The sequence below is a fragment of the Pelagibacterium halotolerans B2 genome (genome assembly GCF_000230555.1).
Lineage (GTDB): Bacteria > Pseudomonadota > Alphaproteobacteria > Rhizobiales > Devosiaceae > Pelagibacterium > Pelagibacterium halotolerans.
The window spans coordinates 1104164-1123744 of the sequence record NC_016078.1; the positions used below are offsets into that span (position 1 = coordinate 1104164).

The 19581-nt window shown below is 60.8% G+C and carries 21 protein-coding genes and 1 tRNA gene; 14 read left to right on the plus strand and 8 right to left on the minus strand.

Annotated features, from left to right (window positions below; translation table 11 throughout):
- Window positions 1-18: 18 nt before the first annotated feature.
- From KKY_RS05460 to KKY_RS05485, 6 genes are all read left to right on the plus strand, one after another.
- A complete protein-coding gene (locus KKY_RS05460; RefSeq protein WP_014130317.1) occupies window positions 19-330 on the plus strand; it encodes an integration host factor subunit alpha in 312 nt (103 codons plus the stop codon).
- A gap of 23 nt (window positions 331-353) precedes the next feature.
- The gene (locus KKY_RS20805) at window positions 354-854 is read left to right on the plus strand and encodes a MerR family transcriptional regulator (RefSeq protein WP_014130318.1); all 501 of its coding nucleotides are present in this window, start codon (window positions 354-356) and stop codon (window positions 852-854) included.
- Window positions 855-991: 137 nt separating this feature from the next.
- Entirely contained in the window at window positions 992-1930 is a 939-nt protein-coding gene (locus KKY_RS05470; RefSeq protein WP_014130319.1) for a siderophore ABC transporter substrate-binding protein, read from the plus strand.
- A 75-nt stretch (window positions 1931-2005) separates the two neighbouring features.
- The gene (locus tag KKY_RS05475) at window positions 2006-2968 is read left to right on the plus strand and encodes an ABC transporter permease (protein WP_014130320.1); all 963 of its coding nucleotides are present in this window, start codon (window positions 2006-2008) and stop codon (window positions 2966-2968) included.
- Window positions 2961-3941 (plus strand): iron chelate uptake ABC transporter family permease subunit, encoded by a 981-nt coding sequence (locus KKY_RS05480; RefSeq protein WP_014130321.1) that lies wholly within the window; start codon window positions 2961-2963, stop codon window positions 3939-3941. The genes KKY_RS05475 and KKY_RS05480 overlap by 8 nt, the downstream gene beginning before the upstream one ends.
- Complete coding sequence (locus KKY_RS05485; protein ID WP_014130322.1) at window positions 3938-4696, plus strand: iron ABC transporter ATP-binding protein; 759 nt, start codon at window positions 3938-3940, stop codon at window positions 4694-4696. The genes KKY_RS05480 and KKY_RS05485 overlap by 4 nt, the downstream gene beginning before the upstream one ends.
- 3 nt (window positions 4697-4699) lie before the next feature.
- Here KKY_RS05485 and KKY_RS05490 read toward each other — a convergent pair whose 3' ends face one another.
- The 3 genes from KKY_RS05490 to KKY_RS05500 all read right to left on the minus strand — a co-directional run bounded on the left by KKY_RS05490 (window position 4700) and on the right by KKY_RS05500 (window position 7147).
- Window positions 4700-5674, minus strand: coding sequence for a phosphotransferase enzyme family protein (locus KKY_RS05490; RefSeq protein ID WP_014130323.1), 975 nt, complete (start codon window positions 5672-5674; stop codon window positions 4700-4702).
- A 106-nt stretch (window positions 5675-5780) separates the two neighbouring features.
- Window positions 5781-6833 (minus strand): SH3 domain-containing protein, encoded by a 1053-nt coding sequence (locus tag KKY_RS19470; RefSeq protein WP_014130324.1) that lies wholly within the window; start codon window positions 6831-6833, stop codon window positions 5781-5783.
- 237 nt (window positions 6834-7070) lie between these two features.
- Window positions 7071-7147, minus strand: a tRNA-Pro gene (locus KKY_RS05500).
- Window positions 7148-7270: 123 nt separating this feature from the next.
- Between KKY_RS05500 and KKY_RS20650 the strand changes: the two genes are divergently transcribed.
- Complete coding sequence (locus KKY_RS20650) at window positions 7271-7438, plus strand: hypothetical protein (RefSeq protein WP_014130325.1); 168 nt, start codon at window positions 7271-7273, stop codon at window positions 7436-7438.
- A 64-nt stretch (window positions 7439-7502) separates the two neighbouring features.
- On the opposite strand, the gene KKY_RS05505 is transcribed toward KKY_RS20650, so the two are convergent.
- The 4 genes from KKY_RS05505 to KKY_RS05520 all read right to left on the minus strand — a co-directional run bounded on the left by KKY_RS05505 (window position 7503) and on the right by KKY_RS05520 (window position 12055).
- The gene (locus KKY_RS05505; RefSeq protein WP_014130326.1) at window positions 7503-8768 is read right to left on the minus strand and encodes an O-antigen ligase family protein; all 1266 of its coding nucleotides are present in this window, start codon (window positions 8766-8768) and stop codon (window positions 7503-7505) included.
- Window positions 8765-10282, minus strand: a complete 1518-nt coding sequence (locus KKY_RS05510; RefSeq protein ID WP_014130327.1) for an undecaprenyl-phosphate glucose phosphotransferase — start codon at window positions 10280-10282, stop codon at window positions 8765-8767. The genes KKY_RS05505 and KKY_RS05510 overlap by 4 nt, the downstream gene beginning before the upstream one ends.
- A gap of 93 nt (window positions 10283-10375) precedes the next feature.
- A complete protein-coding gene (locus KKY_RS05515) occupies window positions 10376-11497 on the minus strand; it encodes a glycosyltransferase family 4 protein (protein ID WP_014130328.1) in 1122 nt (373 codons plus the stop codon).
- 3 nt (window positions 11498-11500) lie between these two features.
- Window positions 11501-12055, minus strand: coding sequence for a polysaccharide biosynthesis/export family protein (locus KKY_RS05520; RefSeq protein ID WP_041528605.1), 555 nt, complete (start codon window positions 12053-12055; stop codon window positions 11501-11503).
- Window positions 12056-12198: 143 nt separating this feature from the next.
- On the opposite strand from KKY_RS05520, the gene KKY_RS19475 reads away from it, so the two are divergent.
- The gene (locus tag KKY_RS19475) at window positions 12199-14208 is read left to right on the plus strand and encodes a GumC family protein (RefSeq protein ID WP_014130331.1); all 2010 of its coding nucleotides are present in this window, start codon (window positions 12199-12201) and stop codon (window positions 14206-14208) included.
- 10 nt (window positions 14209-14218) lie between these two features.
- Window positions 14219-15265 carry a polysaccharide deacetylase family protein gene (locus KKY_RS05530; RefSeq protein WP_014130332.1) on the plus strand — a complete coding sequence of 349 codons (1047 nt, stop codon included), beginning with the start codon at window positions 14219-14221 and terminating at the stop codon, window positions 15263-15265.
- Between the two features lie 3 nt (window positions 15266-15268).
- Here the strand turns inward: KKY_RS05530 and KKY_RS20465 are convergent, their stop codons facing one another.
- Window positions 15269-15475 carry a DUF2842 domain-containing protein gene (locus KKY_RS20465; protein WP_014130333.1) on the minus strand — a complete coding sequence of 69 codons (207 nt, stop codon included), beginning with the start codon at window positions 15473-15475 and terminating at the stop codon, window positions 15269-15271.
- Between the two features lie 94 nt (window positions 15476-15569).
- Here KKY_RS20465 and KKY_RS05540 point away from each other — a divergent pair, with 94 nt between their 5' ends.
- From KKY_RS05540 to KKY_RS05560, 5 genes are all read left to right on the plus strand, one after another.
- On the plus strand, window positions 15570-16631 hold the full coding sequence (locus KKY_RS05540; RefSeq protein WP_014130334.1) for a COX15/CtaA family protein: 1062 nt from the start codon (window positions 15570-15572) through the stop codon (window positions 16629-16631).
- A gap of 174 nt (window positions 16632-16805) precedes the next feature.
- Entirely contained in the window at window positions 16806-17270 is a 465-nt protein-coding gene (gene rplM, locus KKY_RS05545) for a 50S ribosomal protein L13 (RefSeq protein ID WP_014130335.1), read from the plus strand.
- 1 nt (window position 17271) lies between these two features.
- The gene (gene rpsI, locus KKY_RS05550; protein ID WP_014130336.1) at window positions 17272-17751 is read left to right on the plus strand and encodes a 30S ribosomal protein S9; all 480 of its coding nucleotides are present in this window, start codon (window positions 17272-17274) and stop codon (window positions 17749-17751) included.
- Between the two features lie 119 nt (window positions 17752-17870).
- Complete coding sequence (locus tag KKY_RS05555; protein ID WP_014130337.1) at window positions 17871-18818, plus strand: ABC transporter ATP-binding protein; 948 nt, start codon at window positions 17871-17873, stop codon at window positions 18816-18818.
- Window positions 18815-19576: an ABC transporter permease gene (locus KKY_RS05560; RefSeq protein WP_014130338.1), complete on the plus strand. Its 762-nt coding sequence runs from the start codon at window positions 18815-18817 to the stop codon at window positions 19574-19576. The genes KKY_RS05555 and KKY_RS05560 overlap by 4 nt, the downstream gene beginning before the upstream one ends.
- Window positions 19577-19581 lie beyond the last annotated feature (5 nt).

The following is a 19581-nucleotide window of genomic DNA, read 5'->3' on the forward strand; positions in this document are numbered from 1 at the left end:
GAGATTGAGGGGAACACCATGTCGGGAAAAACCGTGACTCGTGCCGATCTGGCCGAGTCAGTCTATCAGTCCGTCGGCTTGTCGCGCACCGAATCGGCGGAACTTGTCGAGCGCGTTCTTCAGATCGTCAGCGACGCTCTGGCATCGGGCGACAACGTGAAATTGTCGTCCTTCGGCTCGTTTCAGGTGCGCTCCAAAAATGAGCGAATTGGCCGGAATCCCAAGACTGGCGAGGAGGTTCCGATCCTGCCCAGACAGGTTCTTGTGTTCAAACCATCCAACGTCTTGAAATCCAAGATCAACAAATCTATGGTTCGATCTGGAAAATAACAACTTTTACCGGGGCACTTGCGTTGGACAAATCGCCAGACGCCTTCCGGACGATATCCGAAGCGGCAGACGAACTCGATCTTCCTCAGCATGTGCTGCGTTTCTGGGAAACGCGGTTCACGCAGATCAAGCCACTCAAGCGTGGCGGCGGGCGGCGGTACTACCGGCCCGATGACGTTCAACTGCTCAAGGGTATCCGCCACCTCCTTTACGACCAGGGTTTCACCATCAAGGGCGTCCAACGCATCCTCAAGGAGCAGGGCGCCAAGCACGTCGTGGCCATCGGTGAAACCGGATCCATCCGCCCCATCGCACCCCAGCCTCATGTAGAGCCGGCCGAAGCCGTCGATGCCGTCGAGTTCGTTGAAATCGAGGCCGGGCATACCCTGGCGGCGCCGGTAAACCATGGCGAACGGCATGCCGCCGAAACCGCGGGGCTCTCCGATACGCAACGGGAAACCCTTGCTTCGGCTCTGGAATCCCTCGAGTATTGCCGGGCGTTGCTCGAAAAGGCGCGCACCTAGACAGGCCCCACCCCTACGAAAGTCTAAACCTGATTATTGCGATCAACTATGTTGACGCGGACTGATCGGCTGGCTAATAACCTGACGCGCGCAGTCAAATTTAGCTGCGCATCCGACCCTTAGCCAACGATTGGATTGTGATCGTGCATTTTTCAAATCACTTCCGGACCGCCACCGCGGCCCTTGCCCTTGCGGCCTCGCTCGCCCTCACCGCTGGAGCGTCCGCACAGGAAATCACCGTTGAACACGCCCAGGGCGAAACGACCCTGCCGGGCGTACCCGAAAAGGTCTTTGCCTTCGATATTGCCACCGTCGATACACTCAACGCCATCGGCGTCGAGGTGGACGGCGTGCCCGACGCGAGCTTTCCCGAGAGCCTGAGCCGGTATGCCGATGTCATGAAGATCGGCTCGCTGTTCGAGCCCGATTACGAACTGGTCAATGCCGAGCAACCCGATGTGATCTTTGTCGCCGGCCGCTCGTCCTCGGTCTATCCCCAGCTTTCCGAGATCGCGCCGACCGTCGACCTTTCGGTCGACTGGACCGATTTCCCCACCACCATCAAGCAGCGTTCCGAAACCCTTGGCGAAATCTTCGGCAAGCAGGCCGAAGTGGCCGAACTGATCGCTGAAGTCGACGCCGACATCGCTTCCGTGCAGGCTCAGGCTCCTTCCGTGGGCAATGCCTTGTTCATCAGCGTCAGCGGCGGGCGTGTCTCGGCTTACGGCCCGGGCTCGCGTTTCGGCTGGGTGCATGACGATCTGGGAATCGTGCCGGTGATCGAGGACGTCGAGGCCGCAACCCACGGCGAAGCGGTTTCGTTCGAGTTCCTGCTCGAAACCAATCCCGACTGGCTCTTCGTGCTCGACCGCGACGCCGCTGTCGGCGCCGCCGAAGGTGGCCAGCCGGCCGCGCAGGTGCTGGACAATGAAATCGTGCACCAGATGAGCGCATGGCAGAACGACCAGGTCGTCTATGTCGATCCGGTCAATTTCTACATCGTCAATGGCGGCCTCAACGCCCTTCACGAAATGGTCGTTCAGGTCGGCACGGCCATTGGTGCCGACGTCGAATAAACCTTCGCATCGACCGATAGGAATGGATGCACGCCCGGACCGGGCGTGCATCTCCTCATTGAGGGAGCTCGAATTTTGGGTCGCCTGTTTCTTGCCGCAGCCGGCGTTTTGGCACTGGCCGGTGTCAGCCTGTTCATAGGCGTCTCCGATGTCTCCATCGCCTCGCTGATCTCGGGTGCCAATGACGGTCGCGCGACGATGATCCTGCTCCTCAGTCGCATTCCCCGGACATTGGCCATCATCCTTGCCGGGATGGGCCTTGCGATCGCGGGCATGATCATGCAGATGCTCGCCCGCAACCGGTTTGTCGAACCCTCGACCGCCGGGACGACGGAGTCGGCAGGGCTGGGCATGCTGGTCGTGCTGCTGTTTTTTCCCGACATCCCGCTGATCGGCAAGATGCTGGTCGCATCGGTGTTCGCGCTGGCCGGCACGGCGCTGTTTTTGCGCATCCTGCGCGAAATTCCGCTGCGCTCGGTTCTGCTGGTGCCGCTCGTCGGCATCATGCTCGGCGGCATCATCTCCTCGATCACCACGTTTTTCGCCTATCGCTTTGAGCTGCTGCAATCGCTCGGCAACTGGCAATCGGGAGATTTCTCGACGGTCATGTCGGGCCGCTACGAACTGCTCTGGATTGCGGCGGGCCTGACGGTGATCGCCTGGCTGGCAGCCGACCGGTTCACCGTGGCCGGGATGGGAGAGGATTTCACCACAAATCTCGGCCTCAACCATCGCAACGTCATGACACTGGGGCTGATTATCGTTTCTCTGGTCAGCGCCACTGTTGTTGTGACGGTGGGCTCGATCCCCTTTCTTGGGCTGATCGTTCCAAACGTCGTCTCGCTGATGATGGGCGACAACATGCGCAGGTCCATACCGTGGATTGCCGTGTTCGGCGCGGGCTTCGTTCTGGCCTGCGATATCGTGGGACGCCTCGTGCGGTTCCCCTACGAAATCCCCATCGGCACGGTCGTGGGCATCGTGGGCAGCGCCATCTTCCTTTATCTCCTGTTGCGCAGGGAGGCCCGGTATGGCTGACGTCATCATGATGGCCCGGCGCCGCGTCCAGCCCTGGCAAATAATCGCCGGCCTCGCTGCGCTTGCACTGGTCTGCATCGTTCTTTTCATGACCGTGGGTGCGCGGGGAAGCTGGAGCTTCATCATTCCGTTCCGTGGCACCAAGGTGCTCCAGATGATCCTCGTGGGTTATGCGATTGCGGTATCCACGGTTCTGTTCCAGACCGTGACGCACAATCGCATTCTCACGCCGTCGATCATGGGCTTCGATGCCATGTTCGTACTCATCCAGACAACGCTGGTGTTCTTTGTCGGCGGCCTGGCCACCGCCATGATCGATCCGATGCTGATGTTTCTCTTCGAGATGCTTGCGATGGTGGCATTCGCGCTGTTGCTCTTTAGGTGGCTGTTCACCGGTCAACAGCGCAGCCTGCACCTGCTGGTGCTGGTGGGCATCATTATCGGGACGTTCTTCAGGTCCTTCTCGAACTTCATGCAAAGGATCATCGATCCCAACGAGTTCGCCGTATTGCAGGATTCACTGTTTGCAAGCTTCAACTCGGTCAATACCGACCTTCTGTTGGTTTCAACGATAATAATAGCTGCCGTCTCGGTCGTTGCCTGGCGCATCAATCATACGTTTGACGTTCTGACGCTGGGCCGCGACAACGCCATCAACCTCGGTATCGACTATCGACGCACCGTCTCGATTATCCTGTTCCTGGTCGCTGTTCTGGTCTCGGTGTCCACGGCCCTTGTCGGGCCCGTTACGTTTTTTGGCCTGCTGGTTGCCAACCTCGCCTATGTTCTGGTGGGAACGGCCAAGCATCGTTATGTCCTGCCCGCTGCCATCCTTTTGGCGGTCATCGCCCTGATCGGCGGACAGATGGTCCTTGAACGGCTGTTTTCGTTCAACACGGCGCTGTCCATCATCATCGAATTCCTGGGCGGCCTTGTCTTCATCATTCTTATTCTGCGGGGGGCGGCGCGATGATCATCACGTCCGGCATCAAGAAATATTACGGCGAGACCGCCGTCGTCGACGACGTCTCGATCGAACTGCCGGCCCGTGGCATCACTTCGATCATCGGGCCGAACGGCGCGGGCAAGTCCACGATGCTGTCCATCGTCTCGCGCCTTCTGGGCATGGACGCGGGCTCGGTGACCGTCGACGGTCTCGATGTGTCCAATACGCCGAGCGACGTTCTGGCCCGGCGCCTGTCGATCCTGCGCCAGGACAATCACATGACGGCACGCCTGACGGTCGCCGATCTGGTGGCCTTCGGGCGCTATCCCTATTCCAAGGGACGCCTGACCATCGAGGACAAGGCCCATATCGACCAGTCCATCGCCTATCTCAATCTCGACGACCTGCGGGACCGGTTTCTCGACGAGCTTTCGGGCGGCCAGCGCCAGCGGGCCTTCGTGGCCATGGTGCTCTGTCAAGATACCGATTACGTCCTGCTCGACGAGCCGCTCAACAATCTCGACATGAAACACGCAATGGGCATGATGAAGCTAATGCAACGGGCCTGCCACGAATTGGGCAAGACGGTGGTTCTTGTCCTGCACGACATCAATTTCGCGTCCTGGTACTCCGACTACATCATCGCCATGAAAAATGGACGGGTGATCCGCCACGGCACAAAGAACGACATCATCACGCCCGAGGCGCTCAAGGACATCTACGACATGGACATCAATGTCCATGAAATCGGTGGTCACCGGGTCTCGCTGTTTTACGATTGAGCCTTATCGGTCGATCGTGCCGGTCGAAAGGTAGCGCTCCGCCATCTCCGCGGTTCCATTGGCGAAATGGGAATGAAGGCTCTGGGCCAACTCGGTTTCGGCATGGGAGCCGGTCCATGCCAGGAGCGCCATGCGACGCAGCATGACCATGGCGTCCAGCATCGCCTCATGTTCGGCGCCATAGTCGCGATATCGGCGATAGCCCTCCAACCACGCGGCGCGCAGGGCAGGGACGGTATCGCTGTCCTCGAAGAACGAGACCGCCGCCCCGAAGTCATAGCCGAACCAGCAGAACCCGCAGTCGTCGAAATCGATCAGCCGGGTGACGCCGTCCGAGACCAGAAGATTGGCCAGCCGCATATCCGCGTGGATGAGCCCGAACCGGTCCCGTCCGGTGCCATATTCGGCCAGTTGCCCGCGCAGATGGATGTCGAGCCGGTCCAGCGTTGCCCGCACCGGTCCCGCTACGCCCGGCGCGGCCCGCCAGTCGCCCCAGATGGCATCGGGGTCAAGAATCGCCGCACCCGTCCAGACCTGGCGTTCGAACCGTTGCGGGGGTGACCAGTCGATGACGTGGGAATGGCATTGCGCGGCCAGCCCGCCAAGCTGACGGAAGACCGGCGCAAGATCGTCTTGGACCTGAGGTTCCGCGCCCTGTTCGAAGGCGAAGGCCACCATATGGCGGGTCTGCCCGAGAAACTGGCCCTGCTGGACCAGTGCACCGTTCTTTCCGGGCAGCGGTTGCGGTGTGAAAAGCCCCGCATCGCGGCGCAGCGCCTGCATCCAGGCCAATTCGCTCTCTATGGCCAACCGGGAATGATAGCCGGGCCGGTGCACCCGCACGATGGCTTTGCCGCCGTCCGTGCGGTCGATGCGGAAGGTGTGGTTCTCGGAAAGATTGATAAGCGTTGCGATGCCTTGCTCCAGGCGGGGCCAAAGCAAAAGGGCCTCGCTCAGCCCCGTCGAGTCGTCAGTCATGCATTTCCCCCTGCATGACCGCCTTATGGGTCAACGCAGGGGGAAATGTCCACGCAAGAATGTAAAAAGGGCCCGGCAACGAACGCATACCGGGCCGGGGCAAGGATCAGTGCGACCAGGTGGTATATCCGATCGCCAGCGACGAGGGCGCTATGGCGTTGATACGGAACTGGCTGATGCGGCCTGCGCCGGTCTTGGCGCAGACATAGGTGCCGACCGAAATCGCTTCGAGCGGCACCGGATCAGTGGTGAAGCTTTCCGTGAAGCATCCGGCAAATCCGCGATTGCTGCCATCGCCAAGAGCAAGGCTGGCGCCATTGACCGGCGTGATGAAGCGGCTCGAGGGGGTGACCGCCCTGAACCAGATATCTGTTCCCGATCCGCCGACTGCGCCATTGTCCAGATTGGCCCGGAAAGTCTGGGGCAAATCTATCGGCCCGGTGGAATAGGTCGAAAACGCCGGAATGGGAGTCGGCAGGGGAATCGGCAATGGCAACGGAAGGGGCAATACGCCCGTGTAAACCCGCAGCGAGGATGCCTGGTTGGCGATGGCCGGAGCCAGAATCGGCGCGTCCGAGGTCACGTTCACGCAGGAACCGGCCAGATTGACATTGGTGCACAACCTCGCTTTTGCGTCGCCCGAGAGCCGCACCGAAGATATCTCGTCGTTGAAGGTGGCATTGAGCGTGTTTCTGACGCCCACGCCATAGCAGAACTCATCGCCGGTATAGTTGATGCCGGTGTAAAAGCACGCCTCGTCGCCCGCGGGCGGGGGAGGAGGTGGCGGCGTTGGGGTCGGGGCGGGCGCTCCGCCGCAGTTGATCGAAAAGTCCGGGCCCGACGGGCCGATGGTGATTCCGAAGCTGCAGTCGGGGCTGGGGGGCGTCGGAGCCGGCTCCACGGGCGCCAGATAGCTGCCGCTGACCCAGCCATTGGGGCCGGTATGAGTGATGTGACACCAGCCGCTGGGAACGCATTCGGTTACGTCCACCACCTCGCCGGGCGAGAGCGTGTCCAGCACGCCGAAACTCGTGCCGGGGCCCGAGCGAACGTTGAGCGTGGTCGTGGATGCCGCGGGTGCGGCCAATACTGCAGTCGCCGACGAAACAATGCCCGTCAGACCGATCGCCACTGAGAGAATCGTCTTGAAAGTCGTCACGGTAGCCTCCTGAGTGCGGTGAGCGCCACCTTGGCGCCACAATTCCACATCGGTAGCGCCGGCCGGCTGAACGCCCTGTGAACCGCCTCGTTAGGGGACTTTCAGTATGGCGAGCCCGGGTTATCGGTATGAAAGCATACGGCCATTGTGTCGGCGGCAGCCCAATTTGCCACATTTGTGGCGGCCCGCGCAGCAAAAAAGGCCCGCGCAGTACCCTGCGTGGGCCTTTTGAAAAAATGGTCGGAGCGGCCGGATTTGAACCGACGACCCTTTGTCCCCCAGACAAATGCGCTACCAGGCTGCGCTACGCCCCGATTGGCCTCTCACCTATATAATAGCGCTCCATAGCGCAAGGGGTTCGATGGCCAAAAAGCGGTGAGCCGGGAACATGTTCGCACTTGTGCCGTTTCCGCTCAATTCATCGAGGGGATTGTCCGATGCCAATACTTTTGATCGTTCTGGTTGCCATACTTATCGGGACCGTCGGCTTCTGGGACGCGCTGGGCGCGCTGCTAGGTGCCGTGGCGCTTTTGGCCCTGTTCTGGGTGCTCGTTGTGATAACCGGGATTATCGCGATCCTGTGGCTGATCCGGAAGGTGTCCTAGATCAAGTCCTTGTTTTGTCGCGCGTCCGAACAGCAAAACCGTTTACACTTTTGCTGGACGCGCTCTAGGGGAGCTGGCGCTCCATACCTGTCGGTCGGCGCGAGGCTGCGCAAACGCCCCACACCAGCCCCGTCACCAAAAACCAGTGCCGCCAGTGATCGGTGTCGATGATGGCCGACAGGGCAATCATCGGTACGAACGTGGCAAACACCGGAATCAGCAATGGGCGGTTCCAAGCTCGGATCAGCGCCTTGCTCCCGGCGGCCAGTGTCGAGCCGACGAGAAGGTAATAGACCACCGCGCCGCCCCAGCCATAGGTCAGGGCGACGTTGAGATAGGTGTTATGGGGTTGCTCGGTGATGCGCAGAAATCCGTATTCCAGCGGGCCTATGCCCCAGGGATGGGTCAGGACCACGTCGAGCGTGTACCAGATGCGACCAAAGCGGCCCAATTCACCCGTGTCATAACTCTGGGTGAGGGAAAATCGCTGGGTGAAGAGTTCGGAGACCACGGGGATCGACAAAAGAACCGCCATGGCCGCAGCCAGCAGCATAAGCCCACCCAGCGCGATCAGGAGCAGGCGCACTTTCTCGCGTGCCGACGCCTCAAGAAAAAACACCATGGCAAACAGAAAGAGCGAAGAGGCCGCCAGATGCCCCCACGCGCCGCGGGAAAAACTGACAAAAACGCCCACAAAGATCACAAGATAGGCGATGCCGTTCCATAGAGCCGAACGTCCTTTGCCCAGCATCACCCGCTGCAGGGCAAACATCGCCGGCAGAATGAGGAAGGGCCCATAGACGTTGGGGTCATTGAAAAAAGCCTTGGCGCGCCCGAACCGCAGAAAAACGTCTTCGCCCGGCAGAAGACCCACATAGGCCAGCGTTCCCACCACGGAGGCGATAATGGCGACGGCGATATAGGCCCTCGCGATCAGCCGCATATGCGCATGAGGTGCCTGCGCCACGAAATTGGCGGCGAAATAGCTGGTGATGAGCAGAAAGATCGTGACGAGGTTAAAGATCAATCCATCTGTGACGGCCTGATATTGCATGAAAAACGGCGATATCAGCGCAAAGGGCGTAAACGCGATGACAATCAGCAACAAGGGCAGCGTCTCGCGCCGCAGTTGCAACCCGCCGGCCAGCGCCACGGCAAAGGCCAGCAGAAACATGACCTCATAAGGCGATGGTTCGACGATGACGAACCCGCCCGAAAAAATCCAGATGCCGACGATCAGCCCGAGCGCCTGTTTGGCGTTCGCGCCGAACCACGCCCTGCCGCGGTCGGACGGTGAAAGTCCTCTCGAAGCTGGGAGAGCGAGGGTCAAAACGCGTTCTCGCTCTTGGTGAACAGAGAAACCGGCGTCATCACCAGAATGTAGAGATCGAGCAGGATCGACCAGTTCTCGATGTAGTAGAGATCGTGATCGACCCGAGCCATGAGCTTGTCGACGGTATCGGTCTCGCCGCGCCAGCCATTGATCTGCGCCCACCCGGTGATGCCGGGCTTGACCTTGTGCCGCGCGAAATAGCCGTCGACGGCATCGTGATAGAGCCGGTTCGCTGCCTTGGCCTCAAGCGCATGCGGACGTGGCCCGACGATGGAAAGCTCACCCTTGAGCACGTTGAAGAGCTGGGGCAACTCGTCGATCGAGGACTTGCGGATGAAGCGCCCGACCGGGGTAACGCGCGGGTCGTCCCGCGTCACGAGCCTGGCCGCTTTGGCGTCGCTCATGTCGGTGTACATGGAGCGGAATTTATAGACTTCGATGAGCTCGTTGTTAAAGCCGTGCCTATTCTGCTTGAACAGGATGGGCCCCTTGCTCGTCGCCTTGACGGCAATCGCCGTCGCCAGCATCACCGGTGAGAGCACAATGAGTGCGAACAGCGCCACGAGCTTGTCGAACACCCATTTGAAGACGAGGTTCCAATCCGATATGGGCCGGTCGGCCATCTCGAACACCGGCAAATCGCCGACATAGGAATAGGTCTTGTCGGTAAAGCGCAGCTTGCTCATATGCGCGCTGAGCCGGATATCGACCGGCAGAACCCAGAGCTGGCGCAACATTTCGAGCAGGCGCGATTCGGCCGAGAGCGGCATGGAGACGATCACGAAGTCGATGCGCGCCCGGCGCGCGAATTCGACGAGATCGGCCACCTTGCCGAGTTTTTTCAACCCGGCGACCGCCTCGGGTGAGCGCTCGTCGTCACGGTCGTCAAACAGGCCGATCAGCTCGATATCGCTGGTTGCGCTTTTTTCGATGGCCGCAACGAGGGATTCAGCGCTTGCACCGCCACCAACGATCACCGTGCGCCGCCGCAGGCGGCCTCTGGCCGACCAGGCGAGGACCAGCGCCCGCAGTGCCAGCCGGTAACACACCAGCAGCACGCCGCCCGAGATCGCCCAACTGACCAGCCAGACACGAGAGACCAGATCGCCGGCCTTGAAGACAAACAGCCCGGCAACCACCAGCAAAAAGATACCGGCCCAGCCACCCAGCACGCGCAGGACCTGCTTGAAAACCGTCCTGTAGGCCACGATCCTGTGGGTTCGGGCGATATTGAACGCAATGTTTGCCGCCGCCACGATCCCCAGCGAAAGCGGCACATAGAGCACCGGATCGGCCCCATTGAGATAAATCAGGTAAATGCCCAGTCCGAGCGCCAGAAGCAGCAGCGCTTCGATAAGCTGCGCAAAGCCTGACACAAGCTTGTGTGAGAGCGCCGGGGCGATCGGCGCCGACGCCGCGGTTTCCGCGTCTGGCCCAAGGACGCCATTTGCCTTGTCGGCATTTGCGGAAATATGGCTGAGTACGGCTTGTTTGGGATCGACCCTGAACACGGGGCTTGCCTCGCACTGATCGTGGTTGATTTCGTGCGCGGGACTATGGGGTGTGCGGGGTGAAAAGGGGTTAAAGCCGCCCCTGACAATTGGTCAAATGGTTAGCGACTGGTAGAGAGCCTCGATGTCGTCGACCATGCGGGTGAGCGAGAAGCGCGACTGGACGAAATCGCGTCGTGTAGCGGCCTCGGCTTCCAGCGGTTGCGGCGCGGCAAGGAAGGCCGACATTGCGTCCCGGAGCGGCGCCACTTCATTCGGAACGATAAGGCTGTGCGCCGTCGGGCCGAAAATTTCGCCGATGCCGCCAACATTGGTGGCGATGATCGGCCTGCCGGCGGCGGCGGCTTCCATGACCACATAGGGCAGGGACTCGGCGCGCGAGGGGACCAGAACGCAACGTCCGCTGGCGAAAATCTCCCTTGCCGGACGAATGCCGGCCAAGGTGACGCGCTCGCCAAGCCCCAATTGTTCGATCCGCTCGCCCAGGGCGGCTGCGTCCGGCCCGTCTCCGGCCATGACGATGCTGGCGGGCCGGCCATCGGGGGTGCGCAGAGGAGCCAGAGCTTCAACGATCAGGTCGATGCCCTTCAGAGTCCGCAACTCGCCCACAAAGGCGAAATCGGCAGCATCGGCGCCCGGACTTATGGGAATGAATTCGGATTCAGCCAACCCGTTGTGAATCACCTCTTGACGACCTCTGGGTTGGGCAACGTGGGCGGCGAAGGTCTTCTGGGCGTAGCGGCTCTCAAATATCAGCGCATCGGTCAGGCGCAACAGCGAGCGCTCGATGGTCATGAACAGCCCGCCCGAGAGCGAGTGCGGATCGAAATGCAGCGCGCCGCCATGCGGGGTGTAAACGGCTCCCGTGCGCTTGCGTCCGATGCGCGCCAGCCGTGCCCCGAAACCGCCCTTGGCTCCGTGCCCATGGAGAATATCGGCGCCGGTCGATTTCGCCAGTGCCCGGATCCTGGCGGGCGTTGTTACGTCCTGTGGGCCCAGAAGACGGGGGATCGGAAAGCGGTGGATGCCCAGCGCGGCGAACGGTTCCAAAATCGCCAGTTTGGAATCAGATTGCGCATCGCCGCTCTCATCGACGACGATTCCGACCTCATGCCCGCGTTCGGCCAATGTTCGCGTCAGGTCGGCGACGTGCCGGAACAGGCCGCCCACCGGCGCGCGCATGACCTGAAGAACCCGCAGACGGTCCCTTGCCACAGATCAGATCCACCGCTCGGCGATGACGATGGTATCGCCCGGCAGGATGGGGAAATCGAGCTCCACGCTGCCCTTGACCATCTCGTTGCCCTGGCGGCGATAGATCGTTGCGGTGTTGCGGTTTGCAGTATCGGTAAAGCCGCCCGCAGCGCTGATCGCAGCGCGTACTGTCATGCCGTAAGAATAGGAATATTGCCCCGACGACCCGACAGCGCCCTGAATGAAAAACGGCCTGTATTCAGCAACTTCCACGGCGACATTGGGGTTCCGCATGAAACCTGCGGCCAGCGCCGAGGCCACCTTGCGCGACAGCGCTTCGGTGGTTGCGCCGCGCGCCGGTACGGCGCCCACCAGCGGCATCGAGATCGCGCCGGAATCGTCGACCCTGTAAGTGTTTGTAAGGCTGGCATCGCCGTAAACGCTGACGCGCAACACGTCGCCGCTGTCCAGCAGATAAGGGCCGCTCTGTTCCACCAGATATGTGGCTGGACGTCCGCTGTGCGCGCACGCTCCCAGAAAGAGCGGCAACAAAAGCAAGGCAAGGCGCAGCCGACCCATCGTACTCGTCCCGTTTTACGCAGTGACGATAGGTCTCCCACGTCATGGTTAAAAACCCCTTATCGCGGGCGGATCGGTGTCGGGCTTAACCGAATGCTTACCATGACGGGGCGATAAGCCCTTGACGACAGAAGGGCGACGAAATGAGCGATTCCGCAACCGGGGCTGGCACTGCCGAGGAAAGCATCGACGCCAGCGTCATTTTGAAGGCTGTGGTCTCAAGGCTGGTGCGCATAGGGCTGGTGACCATCCTGCTTCTCGCGGTGGCCTATGTGGTTTTGATGTTCGCGCCCAGGTTGTACGAGTCGCGGGCCGAACTGCTCGTGGAGCCGCGCAGCACCGCCTATACGAGTGCGGCAAGCAACCAGAACGCAGAAACCTACTATATCGATATCGCCACGGTTTCGAGCCAGATCGAACTGATCAAGTCACGGGGGACGATCCTGGCCGCGATCGACGTCGCGGCCTTGCGCGACGAGGCGGAGTTCGAAGGTTGGAGCGACGAGGCAATCATCTCGGAGATCGGTGACGGCCTCGTTGTCACCCAGGAGCGCTCGTCACGGCTGATTTCGGTAGCTTTCCGTCATACCGATCCGGAGTTGGCGGCGCGTGTGGCCAACGCCATCGTTCAGGCCCACGTTCAGCGGCGAGCCGGTCAGCAGATATCCGATACGGTAGATGCAACCGCCTGGCTGCAGCAGGAAATCGACAGGCTGCGCGACAGCGTCGCTTCGGCCGAGCGCGCCATTGCCGATTTTCGCGTCCAGAACGACCTTTTTACCGGCTCCAACAATGAGAGCCTGACCAATCAGCAGCTCTCCAATTTTTCGGCGCAGATCACGGCGGCCAATGAGCGCCGCAACGCTGCGCAGTCCCGCGCGCAGTTGATCCGCAGCCTGCTTGAATCGGGGCAGTCGGTCGGCGGCGTTTCCGATGTGCAGGCATCCTCCGTCGTCCAGCAATTGAGCCAGGAAATGGCGCGGTTGCAGGGCGAACGCGCCCAGCAGGCCGCGACATTCCTCCCCAGCCATCCCACGATCCGGGCGCTGGATGCCCAGATCGCCGAAATCAACACCCAGATTTCCAATGAAGGCAGCCGGGTCGCCCAGGCGCTCGAAGCGCAGGCCCAGATCGAGGCCGATCTCGAGCAATCCCTGCGCGCCGAACTGGAGCGGGTCAAGGTGACTGCGGGATCGGACACGATCGAGGGGGTGACGCTGGCCGAACTCGAACGCGAGGCGGCCGCCCAGCGCGAGTTGCTCAATGCCTATCTGTTGCGCTTTACCGAGGCCTCGGCACGCTCGGATGTGAGTTCGGCGCTCCCGGACGTGCGTATCGTCAGCGAGGCCGTGCCCGCCAGCTCTCCCGCATCGCCCAAGACGAGCCTCGTGCTCATGGCCGTCGGAATCGCTTCGGTGCTGCTGCAGGTGGGCGCCGTCATTTTCTCCGAACTCCTCTCCGGCCGCGCCCTTGTCTCGCGGACAGTCCAAACCGAACCCGATACCGGTCAGGAAGGCCAGACGGAGGTCGAACAGGTTGCAGCGGAGAGCCCCACACCGGCAATGCCTCAACCTCTTCCGATTACCGGAAACCGGCCGTCGCCCGGCCTGCTGGAGACCGAGATCGAAGCCCTCGCCGCCAGTGTGTTGGCACGGCTCGACCGGCTGATCGTGGTGGCGTCCGACCGCGACGATCAGGAGAGCCTTGATTTTGCCGAGCGCCTGACCGCGGCGTTCGTGGATAACGGCCAGAGCGTCGCTGAAATCGACGCGGCAAGCGGCCAGCAGGGTATCGAGCTTGGCCTGACGGACCTGTGCGTCGATGGGGCTGATTTCGGCGATGTCGTTCACCGGGGTGCCGACGAGCGTTTTGCCTTCGTGCCCTGGGGGCAGGGCGCGCGCCTTAACCGCAATACCGAACGCGTTGCGACGCTGGTCGAGGCCCTTTCCGACATCTACGAGGTCATCGTTATCGTCACCGGTCGGGTCGGCATGACCTCGAGCCTGCCGCTTTTCGCCGGGGTCGAGGGCAAATGTGTGCTGCTCTCGTCGATGGCGCCCAACAATGGGGCCGCCGCAAGGGAAATCGCCGCGCTGGGTTTTGACGATATCCGGGTGATTGCGACTGCGCCGCAGCAGTCCGAAGTCGCCTGAGTCCCCGCCAATGCCGCGCTACGGCCTTTACAGAGCTGCCTTTGAGGCGCTGGCCATGCCGGGTGTGACGGCGACGATTCGTCGGTTTTCTGCGGCGCGTGGCCTGATTTTCACTTTGCACAGGGTTCTCCCCGACGCTCCGGCGGCCTTTTCTCCCAATTCCATTCTCCAGATCAGGCCCGATTTTCTCGAGGCGGTAATCGTGCGGGCGCGCAAGGCCGGTTTCGATATCGTCGATCTCGATGAAGCCGTGAGACGGGTTGCTGCCCAGGAGGCAAAACCCTTCATCGTTCTGACCTTCGATGATGGCTATCGCGACAATCTCGTCCACGCCCTGCCCATTCTGCGCAGGCACGCCGCTCCCTTTACGCTCTATATCCCGACCGGGCTTGTCGATGGCGTGGGGCTCGTCTGGTGGCAGGCGCTCGAAGATATCATTGCGGCCAACGAGGTCGTTGTTTTCCAAATGCCCGAAGGTCCGCACTACGGCGATGCGGCGACAATCGAGCAGAAGAACGCGACCTTTGCCGATGTTTACGAGCGCTACCGGAAAATGCCGGAGCCAGCGCGCGAGGCCTCGATCCGATCCCTTGCGCAGCGCTATGGCCTCGATCTCGAGGCGCACTGCCGCGATCTCATAATGGATTGGTCCGAACTCAAGGCCTTTGCCGACGAGCCGCTCTGCACCATCGGCGCGCACACGGTCTATCACTATGAACTCTCGAAACTGCCCCAAGACCAGATGCGTGCCGAAATCGGGCAATCGGCAAATGTGCTCGAGGCGCAGTTTGGAAGCCGTCCTCGGCATCTCTCCTTTCCCATCGGCGGCGGTGCCGCCGCCGGGCCACGTGAATTTGCCGCTGCACGCGAGCTTGGTTTTGCAACGGCCGTGACTACGCGCCCGGGCGGCCTCTATGTCGACCACGCCGCCCACCTGCACGCGCTGCCCCGCGTTTCGCTCAACGGGCTGTTTCAGCAGCGGCGTTTCATCGACGTGTTTCTGACCGCCGAGATTTTCACGCTGATGCGCCGGGGGCGCCGGCTGGACGTGGATTGACGTTCAGTTGTCCGGCCGCAGCATCCACCGGATGACCGCCATGGCAGGAAACACCCAGGCGAGGCCAAACAGGACGAAGAAGGCCAGGTGGACGAAATTGTGGGCACCGACGAGCCAAAGCTCGTAGATCCACAGGCCCAGGGCCGTCCATAAGACAAGCGTCAATAGGGTCAGCCCGATTCCGATTGCCTTGCGCTGACGCTGGGTCACGACTGTCTCCTTGCTGCGGCGTTTGTTATCATTGCCATTTACCGGGCTCCCCATTAGCAGTTCGGCCAGGATTGACAACTCCGGTACGCTTGCTGTGTCTGCCATCGCCTCCACTGGTTCCACATCGCTCGATTTTGATCGCATCAGGCCCGTCCGCATCTGGCTCTATTGCCTTGCGGCGTTCGTTCTGTTGATCGTCGTTGTGGGCGGCGGCACGCGGCTGACCGAATCCGGCCTTTCGATCACGAGCTGGAAGCCGATCTCGGGCATCATCCCGCCGCTCTCGGACGCCGACTGGCAGGCCGAATTCGAGGCTTATCAGCAGATTCCGCAGTACAGGCTGGTCGAAAGCTGGATGGGCGTCGAGGAATTCAAGTCGATCTTCTGGTGGGAATGGGGACATCGCTTCCTCGCCCGCATGCTCGGCTTTGCCTTTGCCATTCCGTTTGTGATTTTCCTCATCCAGCGCCGCATCCCCAAAAGCCTTGTCTGGCCGATGACGGGGCTGTTTGTCGCAGGTGCGTTCCAGGGCTTTCTGGGCTGGTGGATGGTATCTTCGGGCCTTTCGGAATTGACCTCGGTTTCCCAATACCGCCTCGCCGCGCATCTGTGCGCTGCTGGCATCTTGATGATGGCGCTCGTCTGGGTGGCGCGAACGCTCGAACCGCCCGCGAGCGGAACGGTCCCGTCGCGCGGATGGCTGGCGGCCAATTGGTTGCTGGTCGCGTTGCTGTTCATCCAGATCGGGGCAGGGGCGCTCGTCGCCGGTCTCGACGCCGGCTTCATTTACAACACCTGGCCCTTGATCGACGGTGCGATCATTCCGGGTGGCCTGTTCACCATCGACCCGGCCTGGCGCAACATTTTTGAAAACATCCTCACGGTGCAATTCAATCACCGCAATCTGGCGTATCTGATTACCATCTATGCGCTGGTCCTGTGGTGGCACGGCCGCAAGGTGCCCAGATTTTCAGGCGTTCACGCCTGGCTGCCGCGTATTGCGGTTCTCATTGTGCTGCAGGTTGTCGTGGGCATCACGACGCTGTTGTCGGTGGTCAACATCCCCGTCGCACTCGTCCATCAGGCACTTGCTTTCACACTGGTTTCGATGGTGATTGCCTATCTGTCTGATATGCATAGACTTTCTGTGCGGTAAAATTATACCGCAAATGTAAGTCTCTGTTATAAAACAGAAATTACTTTGTGCTTGACGGCATTGCAGGTCGGCTGTATCACCCGCCTCGAAATGGCCATTCGCAAGTCTGGCCGGGGAAGGGCCGTCGGTTTCGGCGGCCTTGTCTCGTAAGAGATATCCAAAAGGATCAAACACATGAAAACCTACTCGGCCAAGGCTGGCGAGATCGACAAGAAGTGGGTTTTGATCGACGCTGAGGGCCTCGTGGTAGGCCGTCTCGCTGCGGTCATCGCCACCCGCCTGCGCGGCAAGCACCTGCCGACCTTCACCCCCAATCAGGACATGGGCGACAACGTTATCGTCATCAATGCCGACAAGGTGAAGTTCACGGGCAAGAAGCTCGATGACAAGCGCTTTTACTGGCACACCGGCTACCCCGGTGGCATCAAGGACCGCACCATGCGCGAACTGCTCGAGGGTCGTTTCCCCGAGCGCGTCGTCGAAAACGCCGTGCGCCGCATGATGCCTGGTGGCCCGCTGACCCGTGCCCAGCTCAAGAACCTGCGCGTTTACGCAGGTGCCGAGCATCCCCATGAAGCCCAGCAGCCCGAAACGCTCGATGTTGCCGCGCTCAACACCAAGAATGTGAGGGTGAAGTAATATGTCCGAGACCATCAACTCCCTCGAAGACCTCGGCACGGCAACCGATACCGCTGTCAATGATGCGCCGGTCTATACCCAGAAGCTCGACAGCTATGGCCGCGCCTATGCCACCGGCAAGCGCAAGGACGCCGTTGCCCGCGTATGGATCAAGCCCGGCTCGGGCAAGATCACCGTCAACGGCAAGGAATTCACTGCCTATTTCGCCCGTCCGGTTCTCCAGATGATCCTGCAGCAGCCCATCGTGACCGCGGAACGTGTCGACCAGTACGACGTGATCGCAACGGTCGCCGGTGGCGGTCTGTCCGGCCAGGCCGGCGCCATTCGCCACGGCCTGTCCCAGGCGCTGACCCACTACGAGCCCGAGCTTCGCCCGGCGCTCAAGAAGGGCGGCTTCCTGACCCGCGACAGCCGTGTGGTTGAGCGTAAGAAGTACGGCAAGGCCAAGGCCCGTCGTTCCTTCCAGTTCTCCAAGCGCTGATCTGTCGTTTCGAAAATTTCGAAAGGCCCGCTTCTGGCGGGCCTTTTTTGTTTGTTCGGGGGGTGGTCATCGCCCGATTGCATCTTATATAGGCACCTCTGGCCAGAGGGCGGACTTCCATGAATATGCAAATAACGGCCGCTGAACCTGCGGTAGCGGTTCTGGGTCTCAACAAGACCTATGACACGGGCTTTTCAGCCCTGAAAAATATCAATCTCGACATCAGGGCAGGCGAAATTTTTGCATTGCTCGGACCGAACGGCGCGGGAAAGACCACGTTGATCGGCACGATCTGCGGAATGGTTCGGCCCACGGGCGGGCAGATCCTTGTCGGTGGACACGATGTGGTCACCGAATTCCGCAAGACGCGCGCCATGATCGGCATGGTGCCCCAGGAGTTGAGTGCGGATCGTTTCGAGACAGTGTGGGCGACCGTCTCGTTCACCCGCGGCCTGTTCGGCAAGCCGCGCAACGATAAGGTCATCGAAAAAATCCTGCGTGACCTCTCGCTCTGGGACAAGCGCAACGACAAGCTGATCACGCTCTCGGGCGGCATGAAGCGCCGCGTGCTGATCGCCAAGGCGCTCAGCCACGAACCGAAAATCCTGTTTCTCGACGAGCCCACGGCAGGCGTCGACGTCGAACTCCGGCGTGACATGTGGAATGTCGTGCGCGAGCTGCGCGAAAACGGCGTCACGATCATTCTCACCACCCACTATATCGAGGAAGCCGAGGAAATGGCCGACCGGATCGGGGTCATCTCGAACGGCGAGATCGTTCTGGTCGAGGAGAAGACCGAGTTGATGCGCAAGCTCGGCAAAAAGGACCTTGCGGTCCAACTGCAGGAGCCGCTCAAGACCTTGCCGCAATCGCTCAACGATCTCGGGCTGAAACTCTCCGATGACGGTGAGGAACTGCGCTACAGCTATGACAGCCAGGCCGACCGTACCGGCATCGCGACCCTGATCGGCGCCCTCAACGCCGAAGGCATCAGCATCAAGGATCTGTCGACCCATCAGTCCTCGCTCGAGGAAATCTTCATTGGCCTTCTGAGGGACCGGACATGAATTATTACGCGATCAAGGCCATCTATACCTTCGAAATGGCGCGCTGGTGGCGCACCGTCACCCAGTCGATCATTTCGCCGGTCGTTTCGACCTCGCTCTATTTCGTGGTGTTCGGCGCGGCGATCGGTTCACGCATCGAATCGGTGGAAGGAGTCAGTTACGCGGCGTTCATCGTCCCGGGCCTCATCATGCTCTCGCTGCTCCAGCAATCGCTCTCCAATGCCTCGTTCGGCATCTATTTCCCCAAATTTGCCGGCACCGTCTATGAAATCCTGACGGCGCCGATCTCGCATGTGGAAACGGTGATCGCCTTTGTCGGGGCCGCGGCGACCAAATCGGTCATTCTGGCACTTATCATTTTGTTGACGGCCAGCTTCTTTGTGGACCTGCAGATCCAGCATCCAATCTGGATGGTGGCGTTCATGGTCTTGACCGCGGTCACCTTCTCGCTGATCGGCTTTATCATCGGCATCTGGGCTGACGGGTTCGAAAAACTCCAGCTCATCCCGCTGCTCATCGTTACGCCCCTGGCGTTTCTGGGGGGCACCTTCTATTCGATCACCATGCTGCCCGAGACCTGGCAGAACATCGCGTTGCTCAACCCCGTGGTTTATCTCGTGAGCGGTTTCCGCTGGAGCTTTTACGGAGTGGCCGACGTGGACGTCGGGATCAGTCTCGGTATGACGCTGGTTTTCATGGCCATTTCCCTGGCCATCATCACCTGGATTTTCCGGACCGGCTACAAGTTGCGGGCCTGATGGGA

Bases quoted from the DNA above. Each gene is read 5' to 3' on its own strand.
- rpsI (WP_014130336.1), top strand. From the start codon at position 17,272: ATGTCCGAGACCATCAACTCCCTCGAAGACCTCGGCACGGCAACCGAT.
- KKY_RS05480 (WP_014130321.1), top strand. From the start codon at position 2,961: ATGGCTGACGTCATCATGATGGCCCGGCGCCGCGTCCAGCCCTGGCAA.
- KKY_RS05530 (WP_014130332.1), top strand. From the start codon at position 14,219: ATGCCGCGCTACGGCCTTTACAGAGCTGCCTTTGAGGCGCTGGCCATG.
- KKY_RS05485 (WP_014130322.1), top strand. From the start codon at position 3,938: ATGATCATCACGTCCGGCATCAAGAAATATTACGGCGAGACCGCCGTC.
- KKY_RS19475 (WP_014130331.1), top strand. From the start codon at position 12,199: ATGAGCGATTCCGCAACCGGGGCTGGCACTGCCGAGGAAAGCATCGAC.
- KKY_RS05555 (WP_014130337.1), top strand. From the start codon at position 17,871: ATGAATATGCAAATAACGGCCGCTGAACCTGCGGTAGCGGTTCTGGGT.
- KKY_RS05520 (WP_041528605.1), bottom strand. From the start codon at position 12,055: ATGGGTCGGCTGCGCCTTGCCTTGCTTTTGTTGCCGCTCTTTCTGGGA.
- KKY_RS05490 (WP_014130323.1), bottom strand. From the start codon at position 5,674: ATGACTGACGACTCGACGGGGCTGAGCGAGGCCCTTTTGCTTTGGCCC.
- rplM (WP_014130335.1), top strand. From the start codon at position 16,806: ATGAAAACCTACTCGGCCAAGGCTGGCGAGATCGACAAGAAGTGGGTT.
- KKY_RS05460 (WP_014130317.1), top strand. From the start codon at position 19: ATGTCGGGAAAAACCGTGACTCGTGCCGATCTGGCCGAGTCAGTCTAT.
- KKY_RS05560 (WP_014130338.1), top strand. From the start codon at position 18,815: ATGAATTATTACGCGATCAAGGCCATCTATACCTTCGAAATGGCGCGC.
- KKY_RS20650 (WP_014130325.1), top strand. From the start codon at position 7,271: ATGCCAATACTTTTGATCGTTCTGGTTGCCATACTTATCGGGACCGTC.